The sequence below is a fragment of the Winogradskyella sp. genome (assembly GCF_965656915.1).
Classification (GTDB): domain Bacteria; phylum Bacteroidota; class Bacteroidia; order Flavobacteriales; family Flavobacteriaceae; genus Winogradskyella.
Genome location: NZ_CBFHMI010000013.1, coordinates 23016 through 49593, shown reverse-complemented (window position 1 = coordinate 49593; position 26578 = coordinate 23016). Strand labels below are relative to the sequence as shown.

Annotated in this window: 16 protein-coding genes; 15 read left to right on the top strand and 1 reads right to left on the bottom strand. The window is 33.3% G+C overall.

Features of this window, described 5'->3' with window-relative positions; all coding sequences use genetic code 11:
• The first annotated feature begins 7 nt into the window (after nt 1-7).
• The 9 genes from ACTG3Y_RS05765 (at nt 8) to ACTG3Y_RS05725 (ending at nt 8083) form a co-directional block, all read left to right on the top strand.
• Entirely contained in the window at nt 8-655 is a 648-nt protein-coding gene (locus ACTG3Y_RS05765) for an acetyltransferase (protein ID WP_439151970.1), read from the top strand.
• On the top strand, nt 652-1653 hold the full coding sequence (neuB, locus tag ACTG3Y_RS05760; protein WP_439151969.1) for an N-acetylneuraminate synthase: 1002 nt from the start codon (nt 652-654) through the stop codon (nt 1651-1653). The genes ACTG3Y_RS05765 and neuB overlap by 4 nt, the downstream gene beginning before the upstream one ends.
• Nucleotides 1650-2807, top strand: coding sequence for a UDP-N-acetylglucosamine 2-epimerase (gene neuC / locus ACTG3Y_RS05755; RefSeq protein ID WP_439151968.1), 1158 nt, complete (start codon nt 1650-1652; stop codon nt 2805-2807). Before neuB ends, neuC begins: the two co-directional genes overlap by 4 nt.
• 5 nt (nt 2808-2812) lie before the next feature.
• Nucleotides 2813-3850 carry a nucleotidyltransferase family protein gene (locus ACTG3Y_RS05750; RefSeq protein ID WP_439151967.1) on the top strand — a complete coding sequence of 346 codons (1038 nt, stop codon included), beginning with the start codon at nt 2813-2815 and terminating at the stop codon, nt 3848-3850.
• 1 nt (nt 3851) lies between these two features.
• Nucleotides 3852-4535 carry an acylneuraminate cytidylyltransferase family protein gene (locus tag ACTG3Y_RS05745; protein ID WP_439151966.1) on the top strand — a complete coding sequence of 228 codons (684 nt, stop codon included), beginning with the start codon at nt 3852-3854 and terminating at the stop codon, nt 4533-4535.
• Between the two features lie 122 nt (nt 4536-4657).
• On the top strand, nt 4658-6073 hold the full coding sequence (locus tag ACTG3Y_RS05740) for a CCA tRNA nucleotidyltransferase (RefSeq protein WP_439151965.1): 1416 nt from the start codon (nt 4658-4660) through the stop codon (nt 6071-6073).
• Nucleotides 6073-6537, top strand: a complete 465-nt coding sequence (locus tag ACTG3Y_RS05735; RefSeq protein ID WP_439151964.1) for a GNAT family N-acetyltransferase — start codon at nt 6073-6075, stop codon at nt 6535-6537. Before ACTG3Y_RS05740 ends, ACTG3Y_RS05735 begins: the two co-directional genes overlap by 1 nt.
• Nucleotides 6524-7540, top strand: coding sequence for a COX15/CtaA family protein (locus ACTG3Y_RS05730; RefSeq protein WP_439151963.1), 1017 nt, complete (start codon nt 6524-6526; stop codon nt 7538-7540). Before ACTG3Y_RS05735 ends, ACTG3Y_RS05730 begins: the two co-directional genes overlap by 14 nt.
• Nucleotides 7541-7567: 27 nt before the next feature.
• Nucleotides 7568-8083: an IS1096 element passenger TnpR family protein gene (locus tag ACTG3Y_RS05725; RefSeq protein ID WP_439151962.1), complete on the top strand. Its 516-nt coding sequence runs from the start codon at nt 7568-7570 to the stop codon at nt 8081-8083.
• A gap of 6 nt (nt 8084-8089) precedes the next feature.
• Here ACTG3Y_RS05725 and ACTG3Y_RS05720 read toward each other — a convergent pair whose 3' ends face one another.
• Complete coding sequence (locus ACTG3Y_RS05720; RefSeq protein ID WP_439151961.1) at nt 8090-9148, bottom strand: hypothetical protein; 1059 nt, start codon at nt 9146-9148, stop codon at nt 8090-8092.
• A 113-nt stretch (nt 9149-9261) separates the two neighbouring features.
• Between ACTG3Y_RS05720 and ACTG3Y_RS05715 the strand changes: the two genes are divergently transcribed.
• From ACTG3Y_RS05715 to ACTG3Y_RS05690, 6 genes are all read left to right on the top strand, one after another.
• Nucleotides 9262-10179 carry an ABC transporter ATP-binding protein gene (locus ACTG3Y_RS05715; protein WP_439151960.1) on the top strand — a complete coding sequence of 306 codons (918 nt, stop codon included), beginning with the start codon at nt 9262-9264 and terminating at the stop codon, nt 10177-10179.
• Between the two features lie 33 nt (nt 10180-10212).
• Nucleotides 10213-11037, top strand: a complete 825-nt coding sequence (locus ACTG3Y_RS05710; protein WP_439151959.1) for an ABC transporter permease — start codon at nt 10213-10215, stop codon at nt 11035-11037.
• Nucleotides 11038-11143: 106 nt separating this feature from the next.
• A complete protein-coding gene (locus tag ACTG3Y_RS05705; protein WP_439151958.1) occupies nt 11144-14530 on the top strand; it encodes a T9SS type B sorting domain-containing protein in 3387 nt (1128 codons plus the stop codon).
• Nucleotides 14531-14568: 38 nt separating this feature from the next.
• Entirely contained in the window at nt 14569-16350 is a 1782-nt protein-coding gene (locus tag ACTG3Y_RS05700; protein WP_439151957.1) for a gliding motility-associated C-terminal domain-containing protein, read from the top strand.
• Nucleotides 16351-16791: 441 nt separating this feature from the next.
• On the top strand, nt 16792-21630 hold the full coding sequence (locus tag ACTG3Y_RS05695; RefSeq protein ID WP_439151956.1) for a choice-of-anchor L domain-containing protein: 4839 nt from the start codon (nt 16792-16794) through the stop codon (nt 21628-21630).
• Nucleotides 21631-21718: 88 nt separating this feature from the next.
• Nucleotides 21719-26572, top strand: a complete 4854-nt coding sequence (locus tag ACTG3Y_RS05690) for a choice-of-anchor L domain-containing protein (protein WP_439151955.1) — start codon at nt 21719-21721, stop codon at nt 26570-26572.
• Nucleotides 26573-26578 lie beyond the last annotated feature (6 nt).

The window sequence follows — 26578 nt, the reverse complement described above, 5'->3', positions numbered from 1 at the left end:
ACCTAAAATGATTCCCACCTACATTGTTGGCTCTGCTGGTGCAGCAAAAGAAATTTTCTATTTAATTAAAACGATTAATAAAGTCAAGTCTACTTTTAATTTTAAAGGTTTTATTGGTTTAAATCCGGAATTAAAAAGCTTAAGGCTTGGTTCTGAAACGTTCGATATTTTTGATGAAGCTGAGTTTCTTATGACTCAGAAAGGCCATTGTAATATTGTCTTTGGCATCGCCTTTCCAGAGGTTTTAAAATCAGTTATTCAGAAATACAAACACCATAACCATTTCCATTTTCCAAATATAATTCATCCTCAAATCGAATTAGATGAATCGGTTACATTGGGACAAGGAAATAGTATTGCCGAGGCATCTGTGTTTACTGTCGATATTTCTATCGGCGATTTTAACTTAATTAATAGAGGTGTGCATTTGGGGCACGATGTTACCATCGGTAGCGCTAATGTATTTAATCCATGTGCTGTTATTTCTGGTGGTGTTAACATCAAAAATTATAATTTAATCGGTAGCAGCGCTACGGTTTTGCAATATTTAAGTATAGCCTCTAATTCTAAAATTGGCGCAGGCTCTTTGGTTACCAAAGACATACTAGAAACGATGACAGTAATTGGTGTACCAGCTAAACCCTTAAAAAAATGAATAACACATTAATAATCGCTGAGGCTGGAGTGAATCATAACGGAGACCTGAATATTGCAAAAAAATTGATAGATGCAGCTGCCACTGCAGGCGTGGATTATGTGAAATTTCAAACGTTTAAATCTGATAAATTAGTCAGTAAAAATGCTCAAAAAGCAAACTATCAAAAAGAAAATACAGGAGACGCAAATGAATCACAGCTCAAAATGCTTCAAAAACTAGAATTAAGTGAAGCCAATCATTTAGAACTGATAGCCTATTGTAAAACTAAAAATATTAAGTTTTTATCTACAGCATTTGATTTAGACAGTATTGAGTTTTTGAATAAACTTGACATCGATTTGTTTAAAGTGCCTTCAGGTGAAATCACAAATTATCCTTATTTAGAAAAGATTGGAAGCTTAGGCAAACCTGTTATCATTTCTACCGGAATGGCTACCATAGATGAAATCGGACAAGCCATGTCCATCGTCATAAAAAATGGAACATCAAGGCATAAAATAACGGTTTTACATTGCAATACAGAATACCCAACACCAATGCACGATGTTAACTTAAACGCCATGCAAACCATTGCAGAAACCTACAGTGTAAAAATAGGTTATTCAGATCATACTTTAGGCATCGAAGTTCCTATTGCAGCTGTAGCTTTGGGTGCAAGAGTTATTGAAAAACATTTCACTTTAGACAAAACACTACCAGGCCCAGATCATAAGGCATCTTTAGAGCCTAACGAACTTAAAGCCATGGTAAAAGCGATACGACATATTGAAGATGCCTTAGGAGATTTTGAAAAAGAACCGACACCAAGCGAACTTAAGAATAAAGCTATTGCTAGAAAAAGTATCGTAGCCAGCAAATCCATTTCAAAAGGAGAGCTTCTAACCGAAAATAATATTACCACCAAACGACCAGGACATGGAATTTCTGCGATGGAATGGCCTAATATCATAGGCACAAAAGCTAAAAAAGATTACCTTGAAGATGATTTAATATGAAGAAAACCATTGCCATTGTAACAGGAACACGCGCTGAATACGGACTTTTAAAACCTTTGATAAAAGCGATTCATGAAGCTGATAATTTCAATTTGCAATTATTGGTAACTGGTATGCATCTTTCTGAAAAATATGGTAATACCATTAACGAAATCGAAGCCGATGGTTTTCCCATTACTTCAAAAATTGACAGCCATTTAGATGGTGATTCGGACATCGCCATTTCTAACGCTGTTGCCGATACAATAAAAGGTTTTGCTCAAGTTCTGAATCAATTAAATCCAGATTTAATGATGGTTTTAGGGGATCGTTCCGAAATTTTTGCGGCCGCAACTGCTGCAACCATAAAGGGAGTGCCCATAGCGCACATTCATGGCGGCGAAACTACCGAAGGTGCTTATGATGAGGCTTTTAGACATGGTATTACCAAAATGAGTCACTGGCATTTTACGTCTACTGAAGTTTATAAAAACCGTGTTATTCAATTAGGGGAGCAACCGCAACGTGTTTTTAATGTTGGTGCCATAGGTCTCGATAGTATTGCAAAACTTCAATTACTGAGTAAAACTGAATTTGAAAGCGCAATTAATTTTAAATTGAATAAACGAAATGTGCTGATTACCTTTCACCCAGTAACTTTAGAACACAATACATCTCAGACTCAATTTGCGGCACTACTCTCTGCTTTAGACCAACTAGAGGAGGTTACACTAATTTTCACCAAACCAAATTCCGATAAGGACGGAGCTATCATCAGGTCTCAAATAGATGTCTATGTAGCGGACCACGCACACAAGGCTATTGCCTTCGACTCTTTGGGCCAAAAACGTTATCTTTCTGCTTTGCAGTTTATGGATGTAGTGGTTGGTAAATCATCTAGTGGCATTATTGAAGTGCCTTTATTTAAAATTCCCACCATTAATATTGGCGACCGTCAGAAAGGTCGGTTAATGCCAAAAAGTATTATTAATTGCCTACCGAAAGAAACGGACATTAAAAATGCATTAAACAAAGCCTTTACAACTGAATTTTTAGAATCTATTACAGACTTAAAAAGTGATTACGGTACTGGCACTGCCACAAATCAAATAATGGCTATACTCAATTCAGAACCATGGCCTCAAATTAAAAAATCATTTTTCGACCTAAATTAAAACAGATGTCGCAGCAGTATTTAATTCATCATAAATCTACTATTAAAGAAGCCTTAATTGAACTCGATAAATCCCTTGGAAAATCGCTGTTTCTCATAGATGATAGTAACAAAGTTCTTGCAAGTATATCAGATGGCGATATTAGACGTGCTTTAATTAAAGGACATAATATTTCAGAACCTGCACTTGCTATAGCTCGTAAAAATTTTAAATTTATACAACAAAATACCACTCAAAAGGAAGAGTTAGAACAATTTAGAGCCCATAAAATTACGCTTATTCCGATTCTAAATTCTAAGATGGAATTGGTTAAAATTGTTGATATTTCAAAGATCAAGGCCATGTTACCTTTAGATGCCGTTATTATGGCTGGGGGAAAAGGTGCACGATTAATGCCATTGACTAAGCATACTCCAAAACCGCTTCTAAAGATTGGAGACAAACCTATTATAGAATACAATACAGACCGACTAGCATCTTATGGTATACGTACAATTAATATCACTGTCAATTATCTGAGTGAACAAATAGTAGATTATTTTAAGGTGAATAATAAGCACCAAATAGACTTTAATTATATTGAAGAAGACCGACCTCTTGGGACTATCGGAGCCCTTAAATTGATTAAGAACTTTGACAATGATTATATCCTATTGATGAATTCTGATTTACTTACCAATGCCGATTTTGAAGATGTTTTCAATAATTTTCTACTTAAAGAAGGAGATGCTTTGGTTGCTACAATTCCATACAAAGTAAACATCCCCTATGGCGTGATAGAAACAAAAGCAGGCTATGTGACCAATATAAAGGAGAAACCTTCTTATACCTATTATTCAAATGCAGGTATCTATATTTTCAAAAAGGAGTGTTTAGATTTTGTACCAAAGAATACTTTTTTCAATGCCACGGATTTAATAGAAACATTATTAGAAAAAAATAAGAAAATCATCAATTATCCTATCCTAACCTATTGGTTGGATATAGGCAAACATGAAGATTTTGAAAAAGCACAAGAAGACATAAAACACTTAACATTGTAATATGAATTTTTTAGTTGTAATTACTGCTCGAGGCGGAAGCAAAGGTATTCCTAAAAAAAATATTAAACTCCTAGATGGGAAACCGTTAATTCAATATAGCATTGCTATTGCAAAAGCAATTGCAGACAAAAAGGATATTTGTTTTTCTAGCGATAGCGACGAAATCATTTCAGTAGCATCTGATCTGGGCTTAGACATTACCTTTAAAAGACCTGATGAATTGGCCACGGACTCAGCCAATTCTCAAGATGTTATTTTGCATGCTCTAGAACACTACGAAAAACTCAATAACACGAGTTATGATGCCATTGTACTTCTTCAGCCAACATCTCCATTTAGAACGTTAAAGCAAGTAAGGGAATGCATGGAATTGTATGATAACACAATAGATATGGTTGTTTCGGCCAAGCTCGCTTCAGCCAATCCTTACTATAATTTATATGAAGAGGATAATGGTTTTCTAAAACCATCTAAGGAAGGGAATTTTACAAGACGACAAGATTGCCCAGATGTATGGGAATTCAACGGAGCCATTTATGTCATCAACTCAAAGGCATTGAGAGCTCAAAAAATGAAAGCTTTTAGTAAGGTGAAAAAGTACATCATGTCGGAAGAAACTTCACTCGATATAGACACACCTTTAGATTGGAAAATTGCCGAATTTCACCTACAAGATTCCAAATAGTTAAAAGACTATAAAAAGCGTGCGTTACATTTTAAAAGAATAACCACATATCGTATCTTTGCACAGTTAAAAACACGGCTACTTTTATTTTATAATTTAAGATTCCGTGGTTTAAAAATCTTATGAATTACAAGCAAGCTTTAAAGCATCATATTTTCGATGTCATATCCCAATCTGCTCAACAACTTAATGTAGACTGCTTCGTGATTGGTGGTTTTGTTCGAGATTATTTACTAGAAAGAGGAGATGCAAAAGATATCGATGTGGTTGCTGTGGGAAGTGGTATTCAATTAGCCCAACAAGTCGCAAAAAATTTACCAAACCATCCTAAGGTTCAAATATTCAAAACTTACGGTACAGCAATGCTCAAACATGAAGATATTGAGATTGAATTTGTTGGTGCCCGTAAGGAAAGTTATAACGAAGATAGTAGAAATCCTTTTGTAGAAAATGGTACGCTGGAAGACGACCAAAATAGACGTGATTTTACTATAAATGCCCTTGCACTCAGTTTAAACAGCTCTAACTATGCAGAGTTATTAGATCCTTTTAATGGTATAGAAGATCTAGATAAGGGAATTATTCGTACTCCTTTAGATCCAGATATTACTTACAGTGATGATCCACTGCGTATGCTAAGAGCTATAAGGTTCGCAACGCAACTTAACTTTACAATAGAAAATGCTTCTTTAAAAGCTATTTCAGATAATAAAGAACGTATTGAGATAATTACCAAAGAACGTATTGTTGTTGAATTACATAAAATACTTCAAAGTAAAACCCCATCAATTGGGTTTAAATTATTAGAACAAACAGGGCTATTAGATTATATATTACCAGAACTCACAGCATTAAAAGGCATTGATGAAATTGAAGGGCAAAAACATAAAGACAATTTCTACCATACCCTAGAGGTTGTAGATAATATTGCTAAAACTACAGATAACTTATGGTTACGTTGGGCAGCATTATTACACGATATTGGTAAAGCACCAACTAAGAAATTTCATAAAAAAATTGGTTGGACGTTTCATGGACACGAGTTTGTAGGTTCAAAAATGGTTTACAAATTATTTAAGCGCCTAAAAATGCCTTTGAATGATAAAATGAAATTTGTTCAGAAAATGGTATTTATGAGTTCTAGACCAATAGTCTTAGCCACAGATGTCACGGATTCTGCCGTAAGGCGTTTGGTTTTTGATGCAGGTGAATATGTAGATGATTTAATGACACTTTGTGAAGCGGATATCACCACTAAAAACCCAAAGAAGTTTAAAAAGTATCATCACAATTTTAAAATTGTAAGAGATAAAATTATAGAAGTTGAAGAACGTGATCATGTTCGTAATTTCCAACCACCAGTCAGTGGAGAAGAGATTATGGAAGCATTTAACCTTAAGCCTTCGCGAGAAATCGGAATTATTAAAGAGGCTATTAAAGAAGCTATCTTAGAAGGTGACATACCAAATGAGCATGATGCTGCTATTCAACTCATGTTAGAAAAAGGAAAAGCATTAGGTCTCAAAACTACTGAATAATGATAAAGCTCGTAAGGACAAATTCTGAAAACGACGATTTTATCAATTTAGTAAAACAGCTTGATGCCTATTTAAAAATTACAGATGGAGATGAACACGATTTTTATAATCAGTTCAATTCTATAGATGTTATTCGCCATGTCATTGTAGCCTATCTAAAGGATAAGCCTGTTGGTTGTGGTGCATTTAAAAAACACGATGACAACGCTGTTGAAATAAAGCGTATGTACACCATAGCAGATGCGAGAGGATTAGGCGTGGCAACAGAAATATTAAAAGAACTAGAAAATTGGACTAAAGAACTAGGATTTGCATCTTGTATTTTAGAAACAGGAATAAGACAAATAGAATCTGTTCAGTTTTACAAAAAGAATTCTTATAAAGTTATTGCCAACTATGGCCAATACATAGGTGTTGAAAATAGTGTTTGTTTTAAAAAAATTGTTGAAAATGAAAAAGGATAATAAAGCAGTTATTTATTGGTTGCTTACAGGTTGTACATTAATTTTTATAATGGTAATTGTAGGTGGTATTACAAGGCTTACACATTCTGGCTTGTCAATATCAAATTACAAATTAATATCTGGTGTAGTTCCTCCAACCAATGAAATTGAATGGAATGAAGCTTTTCAACTTTACAAACAATACCCAGAATATCAGAAATTAAATTTTAATATGTCTCTTGAAGAATTCAAGGATATATATTTCTGGGAGTGGATACACAGAGTCATCGGTCGTTTTATAGGCTTGGTGTTTATCATTCCGTTTTTATATTTCTTAATTAGAAAACAATTGACCAAACCTACCATAAAAAAAGCAGTCATATTACTATGCCTGGGCGGTTTCCAGGGCTTTTTAGGTTGGTATATGGTAAAAAGTGGATTAGTAGATAGACCAGATGTTAGCCATTACAGATTGGCAGCTCATCTTACTACAGCATTCTTAACATTTGCTTATACATTTTGGGTAGCTTTAGACTTAATCTTTCCGAATAAAAAAGCTGTCAACACTAAACTTAGAAACTTTATTAAAATTGGTTTAGTGGTCTTGGTTATTCAAATTATTTATGGAGCTTTTGTAGCTGGTTTAGATGCAGGCTGGATTCACAACCACTGGCCTTTTATGAATGAAGGTAAACTTATCCACCAAACTGCTTACAATGAATTGAGCCCAACTTACCTCAACTTTATTGAAGGTAAAAGTGGTGTACAGTTTATTCACAGAACACTTGCTTATGTGGTTGTAGGTTTTATTCTTGCCATTTGGTACAAAGCAAAAAAAACAGAAATTACAATACTACAACGCAATGGAATTAATGGCTTAATAGCTATGGTTGGTGTTCAATTTCTTTTAGGAGTATTAACGCTTATTTACGCTGTACCTGTTTGGCTTGGTGTGGTGCATCAAGTAGGTGCTTTTATATTATTAAGTTTTATGGTATTTACATTACATCGTTTTAGTAAATAATAATCATATTTATCTTAAATTTGCAGCATGATATATAGATTTAGAGTCATATTAGATAACGATACAGAAGATGATGTTTTCCGCGATTTAGAAATTCGTGAAACAGATACAATGGAAGATCTTCACAATATCATTACACAGTCTTTCGGATTCGACGGAATGGAAATGGCATCATTTTATGTCAGTGACGACGAGTGGAATCAGGGTGAAGAAATCGCTATGTTTGATGTGAGTGAAGCTGGTAACAAAGTAAAAATGATGAGTACCACAATAATAAAAGATATGGTACATGAGGCATCTACAAAATTAATCTATGTCTATGACTTTATGAATATGTGGACTTTCTATGTGGAATTGGCTGAAATTGTAGAAGAAGCAGAAGGCACTGACTATCCTAATCTTATGTTTGTTCATGGGCAAATTCCAGACGAAGCTCCAGAAAAAACATTTGAAGCTGAATCAGACGATGCTTTTGATGAGTTTGAAGATGAAGTAGATGTCGATGATTATACCGACTTAGATTTTGATGAAAACTGGAACTAAAACTGTTTACCGTTTGGTAGTTACGTTTTCATAATTACGTTTTACAAAGTCTAATATATTCTTAACGATTTCGCCCATCGATTTACTTTGTCTAAAATTCTTATCGAGCGAGTAATTATAGATTTCCTCTTTTAATTGATCCCTATACTTATTTATAGATATTTCATCGGACTGCATACAATCTAACAAGGCATTTATTCTGGTTTTGTTACTTATCATACGCTTAGCAACAATAGAACGTTCTTCTAGTTTATACTGCTCTATTGACTCCTCCTGTATTTTGCTCTGAACCATCTGTACCATCTTATAATTCTCTTTAAAAAACTGAGGCATATAAATTTTTAAATTTCCTTCATAAGATTGTTGGTCAAAATCAATCGCTCTAATCTTAAAAACAACCTGGTCAAAATCATGTATGGGTACAATAACATAATTATAAGATCGCATATCTCCCAAAAGTCTAATAGTACAACGTTCATTGAACTTTATAAACTCTTTAGCTATTTGAGCTTTTTCAGAATCTGTACGTTCGTCTAAACTATTTTTAATAAACTCATCACCAGGAATACCAGCAATATGCTCTTCAATTAAGGTGTCTTTACAAACCAAAAAATTGAGATTATGAGGAGATAGCATATGCTCTAACTCCAAACCATAAATCCTCGAAGCATCGGCCTTCTTAACATAGAAATACGTGTAGTTGTCGTTTAGTATGTTTCTAACTTTTATTCTGAAGGGTTTTGAATTACCAAACGTGCAATAATCTATAGCATCAACATTTAGATATTTTAAAATCCAATCACCACCATCTGAAACCAAATCAGAATAGACCTTTTTTAAGCTAAAATCTATTTCATCTCTGTCAGAATCACTGTAATACACTCTTATCCAAAGTGTATCTTCATCGTTGTCATCATAAACAACAATAGAGCCTTGAAACCTTAATAAATCTGAATAAACAATAGGTAAATCTATATTTCTATTATAAGATTCTAAATACGCATCTAACTTATCAGATACCGGATAAGTGGGTTTCTTTTTCGATATTTTAATATCATCTGCCATCGTCTAAATTTAATCTTTTATTTTATTAAATTGTAACAAATAAATCCTTCAATCGTCTTACCTACATAACCAATCTTTGCTAAGTAAATATTAGCATATAAAAATCAATCATTTTGGAGCCAATCCTTACAATCAACAATCTTACAAAAAAATTCGGTTATGTTACCGCAGTAAAAGACTTAAGCTTTACCATAAATAAGGGAAATGTTTACGGTATTTTAGGACCTAATGGTAGTGGAAAATCAACGACTCTAGGCGTAGTCTTAAACGTAGTCAACAAAACTAATGGAGATTTTCACTGGTTTGATGGCAACACCACAACACACGACGCCTTAAAACAAGTTGGCGCTATCATTGAGCGGCCAAACTTTTATCCTTACATGTCAGCAGAACAAAATCTAAAATTAGTATGCCGAATTAAAGGTGTTGATCACAGTAAAATTGCAGAAAAGCTGGAAGTCGTTGGATTATTAGATAGAAAAGATCATAAATTCAAAACCTATTCTTTAGGTATGAAACAGCGTTTGGCAATTGCTTCTGCACTGCTGAATGATCCTGAAATTTTAATTTTAGACGAACCTACAAATGGATTAGATCCACAAGGTATTCATCAAATTCGCCAAATCATTAAAGATATTGCAAAAGATGGTACTACTATTTTGTTAGCCTCTCACCTACTCGATGAAGTTGAAAAAGTATGCTCACATGTCGTTGTGCTTCGAAAGGGTGAAAAATTATACTCTGGTCGTGTAGATGAAATGATTAGTAGTCACGGTTTTTTTGAATTAAAAAGTGAAAAACACGATAACCTCATTAAACTACTTAACGAGCATTCTAATTTTGGTAAAGTAAAAGTTGAAGGAGATCTCATAACGGCATTCTTAAACGAACCTATGTCAGCTTCAGAATTTAATAAACTGATGTTTGAAAAGGGCATTTTACTATCGCATTTAGTAAAACGAAAAGAAAGTTTAGAAGAGCAATTCTTGCAATTAACAGATACTATAGAAAACAATCAAAAAACAGCATAAGCCCTAAAAGGTAAATGCAAAACCAATCAACATATGTTACGTCTCATTAAATTAGAATTACAAAAACTATGGCTAAATAAAGTTAGTCGTATCTTAATTCTTGTATCATTTATATTACCATTCACAGTACTAGTCTTATCATCCATAAAAATCAACTTTTTTGGACTTTTTACTCTGGAATTGGGTGAATTAGGCATCTTTAACTTTCCAATAATATGGCATATTACCACCTTTTTTGCATCGTACTTTAAATTCTTCTTTGCCATAGTTGTGGTAAGTATGATTGGTAATGAATACAGTAATAAAACATTAAAACAGAATTTAATAGATGGATTGAGTAAGAAAGAATTTATATTATCAAAATTCTATACCATTGCATTCTTTTCGCTTTGTGCTACGGTATTAATAGGTACTGCATCTTTCTTTATTGGGTTATATTATTCAAGCTATACAGAAGCTTCAATAATTTTTAGAGAGGTAGAATTTTTATTGGCGTATTTCGTAAAACTATTAGGTTTTTTTAGTCTTTGTCTATTCTTTGGTATGTTATTAAAACGTTCAGCTTTTGCTTTAGGGTTTTTAGTCATGACATGGTTCATAGAAGGCATCATTTACTTATTAATGGAATGGCGTATAGGTGGAGATCTTCCTGATAAAATCTACAATTTTTTTCCTATACAATCCATGTATAAACTTATAGATCAACCCATTCAGCGAATAGCCATGACCAAATTCCCTGAAAAAACAGATTTAGCTTATGACTATGCCGTACATTGGTACGAAGTTGCAGTGGTATTAGGTTGGACAGCCCTTTTCATCTTTTTATCGTATCGATTATTAAAAAAGAGAGATTTATAATATCTTTGATAGCTATTGCTATGACCTCTTTAATGCTATGACTGAGACAAATTGCGTTCTACTTGTTATATAGTATTGAAGCGTCTATACAATGCACAAAGATGATATGAAAAAGATAGGTTTTGTAATTCTCTCATTATTAATTAGCACCATTGCTTTTGGGCAAAATGAAGCATCCTATTGGTATTTTGGACAAAATGCCGGACTGCGTTTTGATGCTGAATCTGGTAATGTGACTGCCGTAACAGATGGACAGCTCAATACCTTAGAGGGCTGTACGACAATTTCAGATTTAGAAGGTAATTTATTGTTTTATTCTGACGGAAGTACCGTCTGGAATAGAAATCATCAGGTTATGCTTAATGGAACTGGGCTAAGAGGAGACGACTCTAGTACCTCGTCTGGATTAATTGTTCCAAAACCTCAAGACCCAGACTTCTATTATATTTTTACTGTAGATGAACCTCATCATGATAATACATCAAACTTTCCTAATTCATCAGCAAATGATGGCATTAACGATGGGTTAATGTACTCAAGAGTAAATATTTTAGATGATGGCGGACTTGGTGCTATTGACGCCGTTGAAAAAAATGTGCCATTAGTAACTTATAACACAACTGATGCATTACAATCTGAACTAAAGTGTTCAGAAAAAATTACAGCTGTAAAAGCAGATGACTGTACTTCGTTTTGGATCATAACGCATTTTGTTGACACATTTTATGCTTTTAAAATAGACGAAAATGGAGTGAGCTCTACACCAGTAACGTCTACTGTTGGACCAATAATACCGGCAGAAGGTTACAGACGTAATGCTCTTGGATATTTAAAAGCATCGCCAGATGGAAGTAAATTAATCTCTGCAAATTTTGGTGAATCTACAATACCAGCTGGTGACGCTGGTGGTGGTATTTACTTATTTGACTTTGATAATGATACAGGTATTGTATCGAACAGTATAGAGCTTTATAGTGCTCAAAATAATGATAGTCCATACGGAGTAGAATTCTCTGCAGAAAACAGAAAAGCCTATGCTACAATTGGTATTGGTACTGGAGGTAATGGAGCAAGTCAAGTCGTACAATGGGATTTGGAGAGTACTGATATACCAAATTCAATACAAGTTATTCACACATCCAATAACTTAAGCGCTGGCGCTTTACAATTGGGAATAGATCGTCGTATTTACAGAGCACAAGTGGATTTTAGTAATTTCGCAAATACAGGAAGATATCTTGGCGTTATTAATAATCCTGAGCTGAATGGTACAGCAGCAGATTATGATGAGCAAGGAGTCCTTGTTGATATAGGTGGATTGAATCAAAATTTAAGCCGTATTGGCTTACCTCCATTTATTCAATCGCTCTTCAATTCACAAACTGATATTATAAGAAATGGTATCAGTACCACAGAATTACGATTATGTTCAGGAGATAGTTATACTTTAATAGCAGATGATATTGCTGGTGCCGATTATATCTGGTCATTTGAAGGTACGCCTTTAGCTGAAACAACAAATGAGTTACTAGTAGATACACCAGGTTTCTACGAAGTTTTTATTGAGCCAAATAATGGTGATTGCCCAATTGAAGGTAATGCCGTTGTGGGTATATTCCCGATTCCAGTTGCAAATGAACCAACTGATATAAGCGTATGTGATGATTTTGGTAACGACGGAGTATTTGCTTTCGATTTTACAAATAAAGATCCTGAAGCGCTTTTAGGACAAGATGCTGCACAGAATAATGTACGCTATTTCGCCTCATTAGACGATGCTAATAATCTTGAAAATGAATTAACCTTTCCATATGAAAATGTTAGCAATCCACAAACCATATATGTTCGTGTAGATAATGTTGATAATACAAATTGTTTTGACATAAATTCATTTGAAGTTGAAGTATTTAATACTCCACAAATTGTACAATTAAATACTATTGAATTTTGTGATAACGAAGGTGATGCTATGGATGGCTTTGCCACTATAGAACTTGGAGATTTAATTCCTACAATTCGTGGTGCACAAGATGAGAACGAAACATCAGTTACTTTTCATCCAACTGAATTAGACGCAGAAAATAACACTTCTCAATTAGCACTCTCGTACAGCAATACAAATGCATTTAACGAGGTTATTTTCGTTCGAATAGAAAATACATCAAATACAAATTGTTACAGTATTGATAGTTTTGAAGTCATAATTAATGATGCGCCTGTTGCCAATGACGTTTCAATTCTTCAATGTGATGAAGATGGTATACCTGAAGGTTTTACAATTTTTAATATTTCTCAAATCATTGATGACATCACTGGCGGAGCACCAAATTCGGAAGTTGAGTTTTATCTTTCACAATCTGACGCAGAATTACAAGAAAATGCTATAGATGCTAATGCTTTTGAGAATTTCTTTAATCCGCAAAATATTATTGCAAGAGTGGAGAATACAGTTACTGACTGTGTGAGTTATAGCAATGTGTCATTAGAAGTGAGTACAACTTCATCTAATAATGCGAGCTTGTCTGCTTGTGATGATGATGGTAACGAAGATGGCTTTACGACGTTTAATTTATCAGACACCAATGCCATTGTTCTCGCTGGTGCACCTGCAGGTTTAGTTCTTCAGTATTATGAAACTTATAATGATGCACTTGTAGAAACTAATCCTCTTGGAACAACGTTCACAAATACAGTACCATATAATCAAACCATTTATGCTCGTGTTGAGAATTCTAATGCCTGCTATGGTATAAGTGAAATTGATCTTACTGTTTATGAGCTACCTAATATCGAAACTGAATTTGAAACACTTTACTGCCTGAACTTTTTTCCTGAAGTCATTGTATTAGATGGTGGAGTACTAACGGATTCGCCTAACAACTATTCATATTCCTGGTCTACAGGAGAAGATACAGCAATAATTGAAGTCAATGCACCAGGAACATATACTGTTAGAGTTACTAATACGAATGGGTGTTTTAAAGACAGAGTAATAACTGTTCTTCCTTCTAATATCGCTACGATAACAGATATTGAAGTTATTGATGCTACCCAAAATAATACGATTACTGTTTTTGTAAATGGTGAAGGAGATTACGAATATGCTTTAGATGATATAAATGGTCCATATCAAGATGGTAATACGTTTAGTAACGTTGAACCTGGATTATACACAGTCTATGTGAGAGATAAAAACAATTGTGGTATTTCTGAAGATTTAGTATCAGTCATTGGATTTCCTAAAGTTTTTACACCGAATGATGATAATGCAAATGATTATTGGCAAGTCTATGGCATCACGGACCAATTTCAACCCAATACATCAATTTATATTTTCGATCGTTATGGTAAACTCTTAGTTGAGCTTGATCCTCTTGGTCCTGGTTGGGATGGCATATATAATGGAAACAAAATGCCTACTAGTGATTATTGGTTTAGAGTTAAACTTCAAGATGGCAGAATGTTTACGAGTCATTTCACCTTGAAACGATAGGATAAAATTCTTAACTTAGTTTCATTAAACTATAAAATTTGAAAAGCATACACCACATACTTTCTATTCTACTCTTTGGTGTATCAATACCACTGGTGGCACAAGACATAGAATTGTTTCAACAATTTAATGGACGCTATGATTATACTGCTATTGGTAATACCTTAAATACTTTAGAAAATGGTCCTGGAGTCACCTGTGAGATACTTACAGCATCTTCCGCATCTTTAAATTTAGATTCAGACCAGACCATAGTTGCCGCTTATCTATACTGGGCTGGTTCTGGCACAGGCGATTTTAATATAAGACTCAATAATACTCCACTTATTGCAGAACGTACTTTTAGTGACGCACTAGACTTTACAAGGGTGTTTTTTGCGGCGTTTGCAGATGTTACAGATATTGTTTTAACTGAAGGAAGTACAACGTATACGGTTTCAGATTTTGACTTAACTAATATTATTTCACCCTTCTGTCCTACCGGAACCAACTTCGGTGGCTGGGCTATGACCATAATTTATGAAGACGATAACCTTCCTCTAAATCAATTAAATGTATATGATGGTTTACAGAGTGTACCAGAGTTTTTGTCTATCACTTTAGACAACTTAAATGTATTAGATAATGAAGATGCAAAAATCGGATTTGTGGCTTGGGAAGGAGATAGAGCATTAGCAGTAAATGAGCAACTTACCATTAACGGAAATGTCATCAGTAATCCGCCATTAAATCCTGCAAATAATGCTTTTAATGGCACAAATTCATTTACAGGAGACACCAATCTTTACAATATGGATATTGATGTGTACAATATCCAAGACAATATTAGTATTGGTGATACTTCGGCGACAATTTCACTTACTTCTGGTCAGGATTATGTGATGATAAACAATATCATAACCGTTTTAAACAGTCAGTTACCAGATGCTACAATTTTTATTGATCAGGACTTTGTAAGATGTGGTAGTCAGGATGTAGAATTTACATATATAGTCAGTAATACAAATAGTACAGATACATTACCAGCAAACACACCAATTGCTTTTTATGCAGATGGCATTTTAGTTGGCCAAACGAATACGGCAAATCCTATTCCAATTAATGGAAGTGAAACTGGTTCTATTACAGTAACCATCCCTGAAGATATTGGACTATTTGTGAACATTGTTGCAAGTGTAGATGATGATGGTACAATGACGAGTACAGTTACAGAAATTAATGAAGATAACAATCTTGATAATTTAACCATACAATTACTTCTTATACCAGATATAGTTACGTTACCAGGGTTAATTGGTTGTAATGAGGGCTTTGAAACCTCAACTTATAATTTATTCGAAGCTACTGAAACTTTAAATGCTGTAGAAGAAAACATTTCATTTTATCTTTCAATCGAAGATTTAGAAAATGAACAAAATAACATATTAATCCCTTCTAATTATAATAATTTAGAAAGTCCAGAAACTATTTATGTTAGATTAGAAAGTCCTCCTTGTTATGAGATCTTTGAATTTGAGTTGACCATAGAAAATTGTCCTCCTACAATTCCTGAGGGTTTTTCACCAAATGACGACACAAAAAACGATTGGTTTAATATTCAAGGCTTATATAATATTTTCACTGAACATGAGTTGGAAATTTATAATCGCTATGGTGATATTATTTTTGTTGGAGATAATACTAAACCATGGGATGGTACCATTAATAGAGGATTAAATAACCATGGTAGTTTAGTTACAATCGGTACTTATTATTACATTTTAAATCTCAATGATTCTAACTATAGACAAAAGGTAGGTTGGGTGTACGTAAATTATTAAAAATGTTAAGGTTTTAGTTCGTTCATCTTATTTTTTTGCAGTCTCAAAAGACTTGTTTTAACTTTAAGGCACTCACATATTTTTGTACTTATTTCCCTCTTATATTATTATTATTCTATTTTCACAATAGCCTCGTGTTTTTGATGAATTAGGTTAAAGGTAATTTATATCATAAACGCATTAATATTGAGTTTCAGGTTAAGAAACATTTTATGTTGAGGCTTAAATATTTTGAGAATTCAATTTGGGAGAAGGTCTCGTAATGAGGCCTTTTTAGTTATTATTGTAGTCTAATTCCTAATATTTGTTAACTTTTTAGGTATTTCGTCGACTTTTTTTGTATTTCACCTTGTTTGTGTCTACTTTTCACCTTCATAAAATATAAGTTAGTGTTTGCCTCAAATCTACACTAACCTATGCTTTCAGACTTAACCGTAACTTATGAATTATATAAAACAGTCCCTCTGCCTAATTCTTTGCTTTATTTGTAGCTGTATTTATGCGCAACAAATAACAGTAGATAATAATGTAACACCACAAGATTTAGTTGAAAACACACTTATACAAGGATGTGCAGAAGTTTCAAATATTTCATCTCCATCTAACGGTGGTAATGTTGGCCTTGGAAGTTTTGGTTATTTTGAACGTGGATTATCAAACTTTCCTTTTGAAAATGGAATTGTACTTACAACAGGTGACGCTAATTCAGCGGGTAATGGACAGAATACAGCTATACTAAACGATGGTGATGACAGCTGGACCAAAGATGCAGATCTTGAATCCGCATTAGGAATTTCAGGAACATTAAATGCGACCTCCTTAGAATTCGATTTTATTTCTATATCTAACACTATACAATTCAATTATATTTTAGCTTCTGAAGAATACTTTGGTAATTTCCCTTGTCAATATTCAGATGGCTTTGCGTTTTTAATTAGAGAAGCAGGCACAAATAATCCATATACAAATATTGCTATTGTGCCAGGCACATCAACACCTGTAAACACCAATACTGTTCACGATGAAATCGTTGGATTTTGTCAAGCCTCAAACGAATCATTCTTTGAAGGTTACAACGTTGGTGACACCAATTATAACGGAAGAACGACAGTACTTACGGCAGTAGCTTCAATTCAACCGAATGTACAATATCAAATAAAACTTATCATTGCAGATCAAACCGATGAAAACTATGATTCTGCTGTATTTATTGAAGGTAATAGTTTTAATGCGACAGTAGACTTAGGTGAAGATTTTTCAACTTGTGCCAGTGACGTTTTATTAAATGGAGATATTCAAAATCCACAAGCTACCTATACTTGGTTATTAAATGGTGTTATAATTTCAGGAGAAACTCAACCTACATATACCGCAATACAATCAGGAAACTATAGAGTAGTTGCTGAAATTCCATTAAATGGTGGAATCTGTTTAATTGAAGACGATATTAATATTAACCTTAGTTCCACCCAATCCTCAGACCCAATCTCAGATTTCGAGATTTGCGATGATTTAAGTAATGGTGGCATTGAAACTTTTGATTTATCTATTAAAGATGCTGAAGTATTAGCTTCTGTACCAGCGTCATCATATACTATTTCTTATCACTATACTAGCACAGCTGCACAAAACAGCTTTAACCCCATTACCAGCCCAATACAAAATACAACTAACCCACAAGTTGTCCATGTAAGAATAGAAGATACAACCAATGGTTGTCTTGCATTTTCTACAATAAACTTAGTTGTTAATGCATTACCAAATATAGTTGACCCAAGCCCATTAGACATTTGTGACGATCAAACGGCAGATGGGTTTACTACAATAGATTTAAGCGTTAAAGACGATGAGATTACTAATGGACAAGCCAATACGATAGTGACTTATCATAGTACAGTTACAGATGCAGCAAATGGAGCTAATGCTTTGCCAATGCCTTATGTAAATACAAATTCTAACGAGCAGGTTTTTGTACGTGTACAAAATTCACAAACAGGATGTGTAAGTACAACAACGTTAGATATTAACGTTTTAGATAATCCAGTTATAAATACTAATGACCATTACATTGATGCCTGCGATGCAGATCATGATGGTTTTGCAGATTTTGATTTGACTAGCGTAATACCAGACGTTTTACAAGGCTTTACAAATGTCACTGTAACATTCCATGAGACTAATGAAGATGCTCTTTCTGGTGCAAATCCTATAGTTAACGAAACCAACTACAGCAACATAAATATCAATGAACAAATTGTCTTCATTAGAGTTGAGAGTAGTACAACAGGCTGCGCTTCTGTTACACCTATTGAACTTCACACCAACTTATTACTTAGTGGTACAACCACAAGAGATATTTCAATTTGTGATTTAAACAACGATGGTTCAGAAGAATTCAACTTTGGAATAATTGCAACTGATTTTATACATAATATACCCGACGTCGCTATTGAGTTTTACGAAACACCTGAAGATAGAGATAATCAATTAAATGCCATAGACCAATCGACACCTTATATACCATTGAGTAACCCTCAGACTATTTATATCGGACTATTTAATTCTACATGTTATGATGTAGATGAATTTGAAATATCGATTAATGCTATACAAGAGTTCCCTGCTATAAATGATCAAACAGTTTGTGATGAAGATCAAGATGGATTTACTAATTTGAGATTAGCTGAATTTAACAGTTTAGTTACTGCTGAACAAACTGGTTTCCAAGTTCGATATTTTTTGACAGAAGATGATGCCTCGAATAATACCAATGCATTAAACCCTTATTCGTATCAAAATACATCTAATCCATTTACGGTTTTCACGCGAGTTACATCAAATCAAACAGGTTGTGCTTCAAATATTAATTCTTTTGAAATTCTAGTTTTACCTGCACCAGAAGCTACTGCACCAGCAGATATAATAATTTGTGATGATGACCAAGATGGTTTCTATAATATCAACTTACTAGATGTAATTACAGATATTGTTTCTAATACGAATAATAGAATTATCAGTTTTTATAATTCTCTATCTGATGCCGAAAACAACATAAATGCTATCACAAATGAAAGCAACTATAATGCGCAAACCGAAACTGTATATTTGCGTATTGAGAATTCAAATACGGGTTGCTATTCAATTCAAACTTTAAAAATAATTATAAATACAATACCAATTTTATCAACAATAAGTGACTATAATTATACAATCTGTGAGGATAATAGTGATGGTATAGCTGAATTTTTATTTAATACGAAAGATGCTGAAATTCTAAATGGTCAGTCGGGAAAACAAGTTTTATATTATACGAATCAAAATGATGCTGATAATCGTGTAAATGAAATTAATAAAGATATCGAATACCAAAATATTAGTAATCCACAAACGATATTCGTAAGAGTTGAAAATCTTACCGATGAAAATTGCTACAATACATCAAATTTTGAGATTGAGGTAGGTTCAAATCCTTTATATAATACACCGTCAGATTGGTTTATGTGTGATAGTAGTAATAATGACGGAATTGAAATATTCGACCTAAATACCAAAATTGATGAAATATCTAGTGGTATTGATGATAACCTTACAATTACATTTTATACATCTCAATATAATGCCGAAAATGGTATAAATCCAATCTCATCTGAATTTACGAATACTGTAAATCCACAACAAATTTTTGTCCAAATAGACAATGGTAATATTTGTAAATCTATTACTTCATTTGAAGTCAACGTTATCCAACTACCAGAAGTGAATGCATCTATCCCACTTGTTACATGTGATACCGACTATGACGGTCTGACTGAAGTTAATTTAACTCTTGCTGAATTTGACATTATAGGTGTAAGACAAGATGATATTCAAATTTCTTACTTTGAAAATATAGATGATTTAGAATCAAACATTAACAATATTAGTAATCCTGATAGTTTTAATAATATTACTAATCCTCAAATGGTATATATTAAAATAACTAACACAAATTATAATTGTTATGTTTCCGCTAGATTAGATATTATAGTTAATGCACCGCCTGTGATTAATGATTTCCAGACCTATAACATTTGCGAAAATGAAACTAATAGTTTCGATTTAAATGAAATTAACGAATCTCTCATGGACGAAAGCTTCAATGTATTATTTACCTATTACACTAGTCTAGCAGATGCCGAAAACAGCACAAATGCACTAGACACTAACTACACGTATTCAACTAATAATGACACACTTTTTGCTCGTGTAGAATTTAGTACAACACATTGTTTTACAATTTATGAATTTAACTTAAATGTCAATCCTTTACCAGTTGCGAATCAACCTGAAGATGTAATGATCTGTGATGATGATTTTGACGGTCTGTATGAATTCGATCTTACACAACATAATACATCTATCCTTGGAGGACAGAATCCATCACAATTCACAATTACATACTATAATACAGAGTCAGATGCAAATGAGGGACTATCAAATATTGATACAACATACATGGCGTTTGACGGTGAAGTTATTTATGCAAGAATTGAAAACAATACTACTGGCTGTTATGATATAACACAATTCATGACGCTTATTAACCCCTTGCCAATTATTGATTTAGAGGATCAGGTCATTTGTTTAGATAATTTACCACTACTAGTTTCTGCAAATACCAATAATCCTACAGATAGCTATTTGTGGTCTACTGGTGAAATCACACCAGAAATTGAAATTACAGAAACAGGAACATATTGGGTAACGGTTACAACCGAGTTTGGTTGTGAAAACACTAGAGTATTTGGTGTCTCAGAGTCAGAGTCAGCAATTATTGAAGCTACAGAAATTGTTGACTTCTCAGACCCAAATAATATCACGGTAACAATTAGTGGTAGTGGTGACTATTTATATCAACTGGATGATGGGGAACCACAAGAATCTAACTTTTTTAACGATGTTGCTATGGGCTATCATACCATAACTATTATAGATGTTAATGGTTGTGCAGAAGTTACCAAAGAAGTATTAGTTATAGACATCCCTAAACATATGACACCTAATAACGATGGCCAATTCGATACATGGCATATCATAGGTGTAGAAACCTTACCTGGCACCATAATTCACATATTTGATCGTTATGGAAAACTTGTAAAACAATTAGGATCTAATACACCTGGTTGGGATGGCACCTATAAAGGAACCAAAATGCCTGCTAGTGACTATTGGTTCGTGGCAGAAGTTAAACAAGGAGGTATCGCATTTGAAGTAAAAGGTCACTTTACCATACGTCGCTAAAAACAACTTACACTTCGAAAATAATATAAGAAGTAAGAGAATTAACATCTTTTTTTATAAGTTTTTCTACCTTTATAAAAAAAGCTAGATGAATAAGAAAGGGATTTATTTATCTCCATTCTTTTTTGCACTTACATATTTTATGTTTGCGCAACAAATAATTACAGACAATTCACAACAACCAACAGAACTCATAGAGAGTTTAGTTGGCGAAAACTGTGTGAGTGTATCTAACATTTCATCTAATAGTAATGGCAACGCTAATAATATTATTAGCTATGGGTCTTTTGATAAAGACACGTCAAATTTCCCTTTGCAAAGCGGCATTATTCTCTCTACAGGTAGCGTCACTTCTGCTGGAAATTCTTTAGTTGTTGAAGATTTAAGTGATGGTACAATAGAATGGGAAACAGACTCAGATATTCTGGATGTTTTAGGTTTAGATCAAACCTTAAATGCTACTTCTATTGAGTTTGATTTTGTTTCTGCATATAACTTTGTGGCATTTAAATATCTATTTGCCTCAGATGAATACCAACAAGAATACCCTTGTAATTTCAAAGATATATTTGCCATTCTTATAAAAAGGGCTGGTACTAATGACCCTTATACTAATATCGCACTTGTTCCAAATACTTCTGCAGAAATTAGCACAAATACAATACATCTAGATATAAGCGGATTCTGTCCTGCAGAAAACGAAAACTATTTTCAGGGTTATAATATAGGAAGTACAAATTTTAATGGTCATAGTACAATATTAACAGCTAACTCTGAGGTAATTCCTGGTGAAACCTATCATATAAAGTTTGTCATAGCAGATCATATAGACGAGCGTTTTGATTCTGCCGTATTTATTGAAGCCGATAGCTTCGGTAGAGCAATAGATCTTGGACCAGACCAAGCCATTTGTGGAAATGATTTAACATTAAACGCCGATATAGACAATCCATTAGCCAGTTATGCTTGGTTTTTAAATGGAACACAAATTCCTGGGGAGAATAATACCACTTTACAAGTAAATCAATCAGGTACTTATACCGTAGAAGTTACCATACCTATACCTGGCGGAACCTGTGTATTAACTGATACTGTAGATATTGAGATTATTCCCTTTCAATCAGCTAGTGCTATTGAAAACATTTCTATTTGCGACCCTCAACCAAGTGATGGATTTTATAATTTTGATTTTCCATTATTAAAAAATGATGAAATCTTTGAAAGCCTTCCTTCAACTAACTACAATATTAGCTATCATTTAAGTGAAGATGAAGCTTTAAATAACAATAATCCTATTGTAGGTCTGTACCAAAATACTGAACCTACAGAAACTATCTATGTTAGAGTTGAAAGTCTTAGTGGTGACTGTTTACAAATAGGGAGTTTTGAAATTTCAATTTACGATTCGCCCAATACTCTAGAAGTAACAATTGACGTTTGTGATGGCGTATTAAATGACGGAGGAATAACTGTCGAAAATTTTAGCGATTTTGATTTTGAAGTTGCTAATTATGAATTTAATAGAACTGTAACATACCATTTAACTGAAGTTGATGCTATTAATTCGGAAAACGCCATAACACAAAATTCAGAGATTGATGTTGAGCCTCCATTTATTTTTGCTAGAGTTGTTGATGATTTTGAAGGCTGCTTTTCTATTGTCAAGTTGTTTTTTGAATACCAAAGTTCTCCTGAATTAGATATTGATAGATTTGTTGTTAATACCTGTTTAGATCCAGATCTTTTTATATTTTCTCAAGAAGACTCAACCACATACAACTATGAAACACTCGTAGAAACTTATCTTATTAGTGATTACATGGCTGCTGTAGAAGAAATGTATCCAGGATTAACTATAAGATTAGTTACGTTAATTGCCTCTGTACCACCATCAATTACAACTAGTAACCCTATAGCCTCTGTTACTGTTGGAGTTTCATCAGGAGACTATTGTGAAATCTTTATGCCATTAGAAATACACAAAAATGTATTATATAATATTTTAGGTGAAGAAAAAACAGTGTTTAGATGCGATAACTCTAGCAATGACGGTATCGTTGATGTTGATTTAAACGAACTTTCTGAAGAATTATCTGAAGACTATGCATATTTCGATTTAACATTTTACGAAACTGAAACTGATAGAAATAACAATATAAACCCTCTAGATCCAAACACATTATATACAATAGATACACCTACTAAAGATTTATTTATAGCATCAAACTATAAAAATGAATGTTTTCATAATTCTAAAGTAACGATAGAACTTGTTGGTGCTCCCATATTACCACCACAAACTGCTGAAGCTTGTGGTAACTATAATGCTGAAACAAATACCACAACCATTCAATTAACTCCATTTAAATATCAAATAATTCAAGGGTTAAATGGCTCATTTAATATAGATTTCTTTGCTACACAAGAAGATGCTGAGAACAATGAAAACACTATTGAAAGCTACAACGCTACAGGCAATAACGCTCAGGTTTTTGTTGGAGTTATTAATAATAATACAGGTTGTTATAGTGTAACAACTTTAGATTTAGAGATTATTGACAACTTGGATATTGCAACTCCAAACCCAATTATAGCATGTTCAGAAAATGAAGAAGGTTTTGCTACTGTTAATTTAGAAAGTGTCCCAACACAAATACCATTAGATTTAAGTAATTACGATATTACTTTTTATGAAACTTTAAATAACGCATTAGGAGATCGTTTTCCTATTGTAAACCCAAATAGCTATTTTACAGAAACTCAAGAAGTTTTTATAAGAATACAACGCATTGGCTTAGAGTGTTTTTCTGTAATAAGTTTTGAAGTATTAGTTTTCGATAGTCCACAGTTAGGCGAAATACCAGATTTTATTAACTGCGTTTCTAATTTTAATAGTTCTGCAGACTTTTTCTTTATTAATAAAGACCCTGAAATTTTAAACGGACAAGAAGGCATGGAAGTTTTTTATTTTGAAAACGAAACCGATGCTATTAACAACGACAATCCTATCGATAAAACATTAGCTTATCAAAACACTTCCAATCCTCAAACAATATTTGTTAGGTTAGAAAATGAAGAAGAAAATAGTTGCTTTACAGTAGCACCTATACAGATTGAAGTTAGACAAGCACCTATTTTTAATGATCCAACAGATGTTTTTGAATGCGATATAAATAATAATGGTTTAGCTAGTACAGATTTGAGTGAAAAAATTACAGAAATTGGCTTAGGAAGTACTACAAATTTAGAGATTACCTTTCATTTAACTCCTCTAAATGCACAATTAGGTACCAACCAAATACCGTTAAACTTTACAGCCACCAGTAATCCACAATTAATTTATACACGCATTTTAAATCCAAATTCTGGGTGCTTCAGTATTAGAACATTTAATGTCAATACACTTTCACTTCCTGAAGTAAATTATGGACAATCACTTATAACATGTGGTAATAATTATGATTCATCTTTGGAATGGGATTTAACAGACATAGAACTAATAATTTTAGAGGGAAGACAGTACAGCATAGAATTTACATATTTTGAATCTGAGGAAGATCTATTAGGAGATACTAACGCTATTTCTAATCCTGAAACTTATACTAATATATCAAGTCCACAAACCTTGTACGTAAGAGTTAGAAACAATACTACAGAATGTTTCGTGTCAGTACCATTTGAGCTTATCATAAATAATCCACCACTAATCAACGAGTTTGAAGTATTTAATATCTGTGATAATGAAAATAATACTGTAAATCTGTTAGATGTTAATACCCTATTATTAGACAACACCTTTAACATACTAGTAAGCTATTATGCAACAGAAGCCGATGCCGAAGCTGATGAAAATCAACTAAATACAGATTACATTTATTCAAATATTTCAGAAATTTTATTCGCAAGAGTTGAATATAGCACAACACGTTGCTATGCTGTTTATCCTTTTTTACTAAATATCAATCATTTACCCATCGCAAATCAGCCAGAAGACATTATTCTCTGCGATGATGATTATGACGGTAATCTAATAATAGACCTCAGTCAACAAAATGCTGAAGTATTAAACAATCAAAACCCTAATGATTACACTGTGACTTATTATCACTCTGAAGTGAATGCTACAGAATCCACAAATCCATTGAGCACAGACTACAATGCATTTAATGGTGAAACCATATTTGTAAGAGTTGAGCATAATAACACCAATTGTTATGCAATTACTCAATTTATAGTTGTCATTAATCCTATTCCTTTTATAGATATTGAGGACCAAGTGATTTGTTCTGGTAATTTACCTCTTGTTGTTTCTGCCGAAACTAATAGCCCTACAGATACTTACCTGTGGTCTACTAATTCAACAGCTTCAGAAATTGAAATTACTTCGACTGGTATGTACTCCGTTACTGTTATTAATGAATTCGGCTGCCAAAGCATAAGTACTTTTAATGTTGCTGAATCAGAATCTGCGGTTATTGATGTCGTTGAAACCGTTGATTTTTCAGACCCAAATAATATTACCATAACTGTTAATGGTATTGGTGATTATTTATACCAGCTTAATGACTTACCATTTCAAGCCTCTAATGTGTTCGTTAATGTACCAATTGGTTATAATACCATTACAATCATAGACCAAAATGGTTGTGACCAAATAACAAGAGAAGTCTTAGTCATAGATACACCAAAGCATTTGACACCTAATAATGATGGTGATTTTGATACCTGGCATATCACAGGTGTAGAAACAATACCAGACACTATGATTCACATTTTTGACCGATATGGAAAGCTATTGAAACAAATTGGTTCAGATTCTCCTGGATGGGACGGCACATTCAATGGTAATAAAATGCCTGCTGGTGACTATTGGTATGTCGCAAAAGTGATACATAACGGTGAAACCTTCCAGATAAAAGGACATTTTGCTTTAAAACGTTAATTTTTA

Bases quoted from the DNA above. Each gene is read 5' to 3' on its own strand.
- ACTG3Y_RS05765 (WP_439151970.1), top strand. From the start codon at position 8: ATGATTCCCACCTACATTGTTGGCTCTGCTGGTGCAGCAAAAGAAATT.
- neuB (WP_439151969.1), top strand. From the start codon at position 652: ATGAATAACACATTAATAATCGCTGAGGCTGGAGTGAATCATAACGGA.
- neuC (WP_439151968.1), top strand. From the start codon at position 1,650: ATGAAGAAAACCATTGCCATTGTAACAGGAACACGCGCTGAATACGGA.
- ACTG3Y_RS05750 (WP_439151967.1), top strand. From the start codon at position 2,813: ATGTCGCAGCAGTATTTAATTCATCATAAATCTACTATTAAAGAAGCC.
- ACTG3Y_RS05745 (WP_439151966.1), top strand. From the start codon at position 3,852: ATGAATTTTTTAGTTGTAATTACTGCTCGAGGCGGAAGCAAAGGTATT.
- ACTG3Y_RS05740 (WP_439151965.1), top strand. From the start codon at position 4,658: ATGAATTACAAGCAAGCTTTAAAGCATCATATTTTCGATGTCATATCC.
- ACTG3Y_RS05735 (WP_439151964.1), top strand. From the start codon at position 6,073: ATGATAAAGCTCGTAAGGACAAATTCTGAAAACGACGATTTTATCAAT.
- ACTG3Y_RS05730 (WP_439151963.1), top strand. From the start codon at position 6,524: ATGAAAAAGGATAATAAAGCAGTTATTTATTGGTTGCTTACAGGTTGT.
- ACTG3Y_RS05725 (WP_439151962.1), top strand. From the start codon at position 7,568: ATGATATATAGATTTAGAGTCATATTAGATAACGATACAGAAGATGAT.
- ACTG3Y_RS05720 (WP_439151961.1), bottom strand. From the start codon at position 9,148: ATGGCAGATGATATTAAAATATCGAAAAAGAAACCCACTTATCCGGTA.
- ACTG3Y_RS05710 (WP_439151959.1), top strand. From the start codon at position 10,213: ATGTTACGTCTCATTAAATTAGAATTACAAAAACTATGGCTAAATAAA.
- ACTG3Y_RS05705 (WP_439151958.1), top strand. From the start codon at position 11,144: ATGAAAAAGATAGGTTTTGTAATTCTCTCATTATTAATTAGCACCATT.
- ACTG3Y_RS05695 (WP_439151956.1), top strand. From the start codon at position 16,792: ATGAATTATATAAAACAGTCCCTCTGCCTAATTCTTTGCTTTATTTGT.
- ACTG3Y_RS05690 (WP_439151955.1), top strand. From the start codon at position 21,719: ATGAATAAGAAAGGGATTTATTTATCTCCATTCTTTTTTGCACTTACA.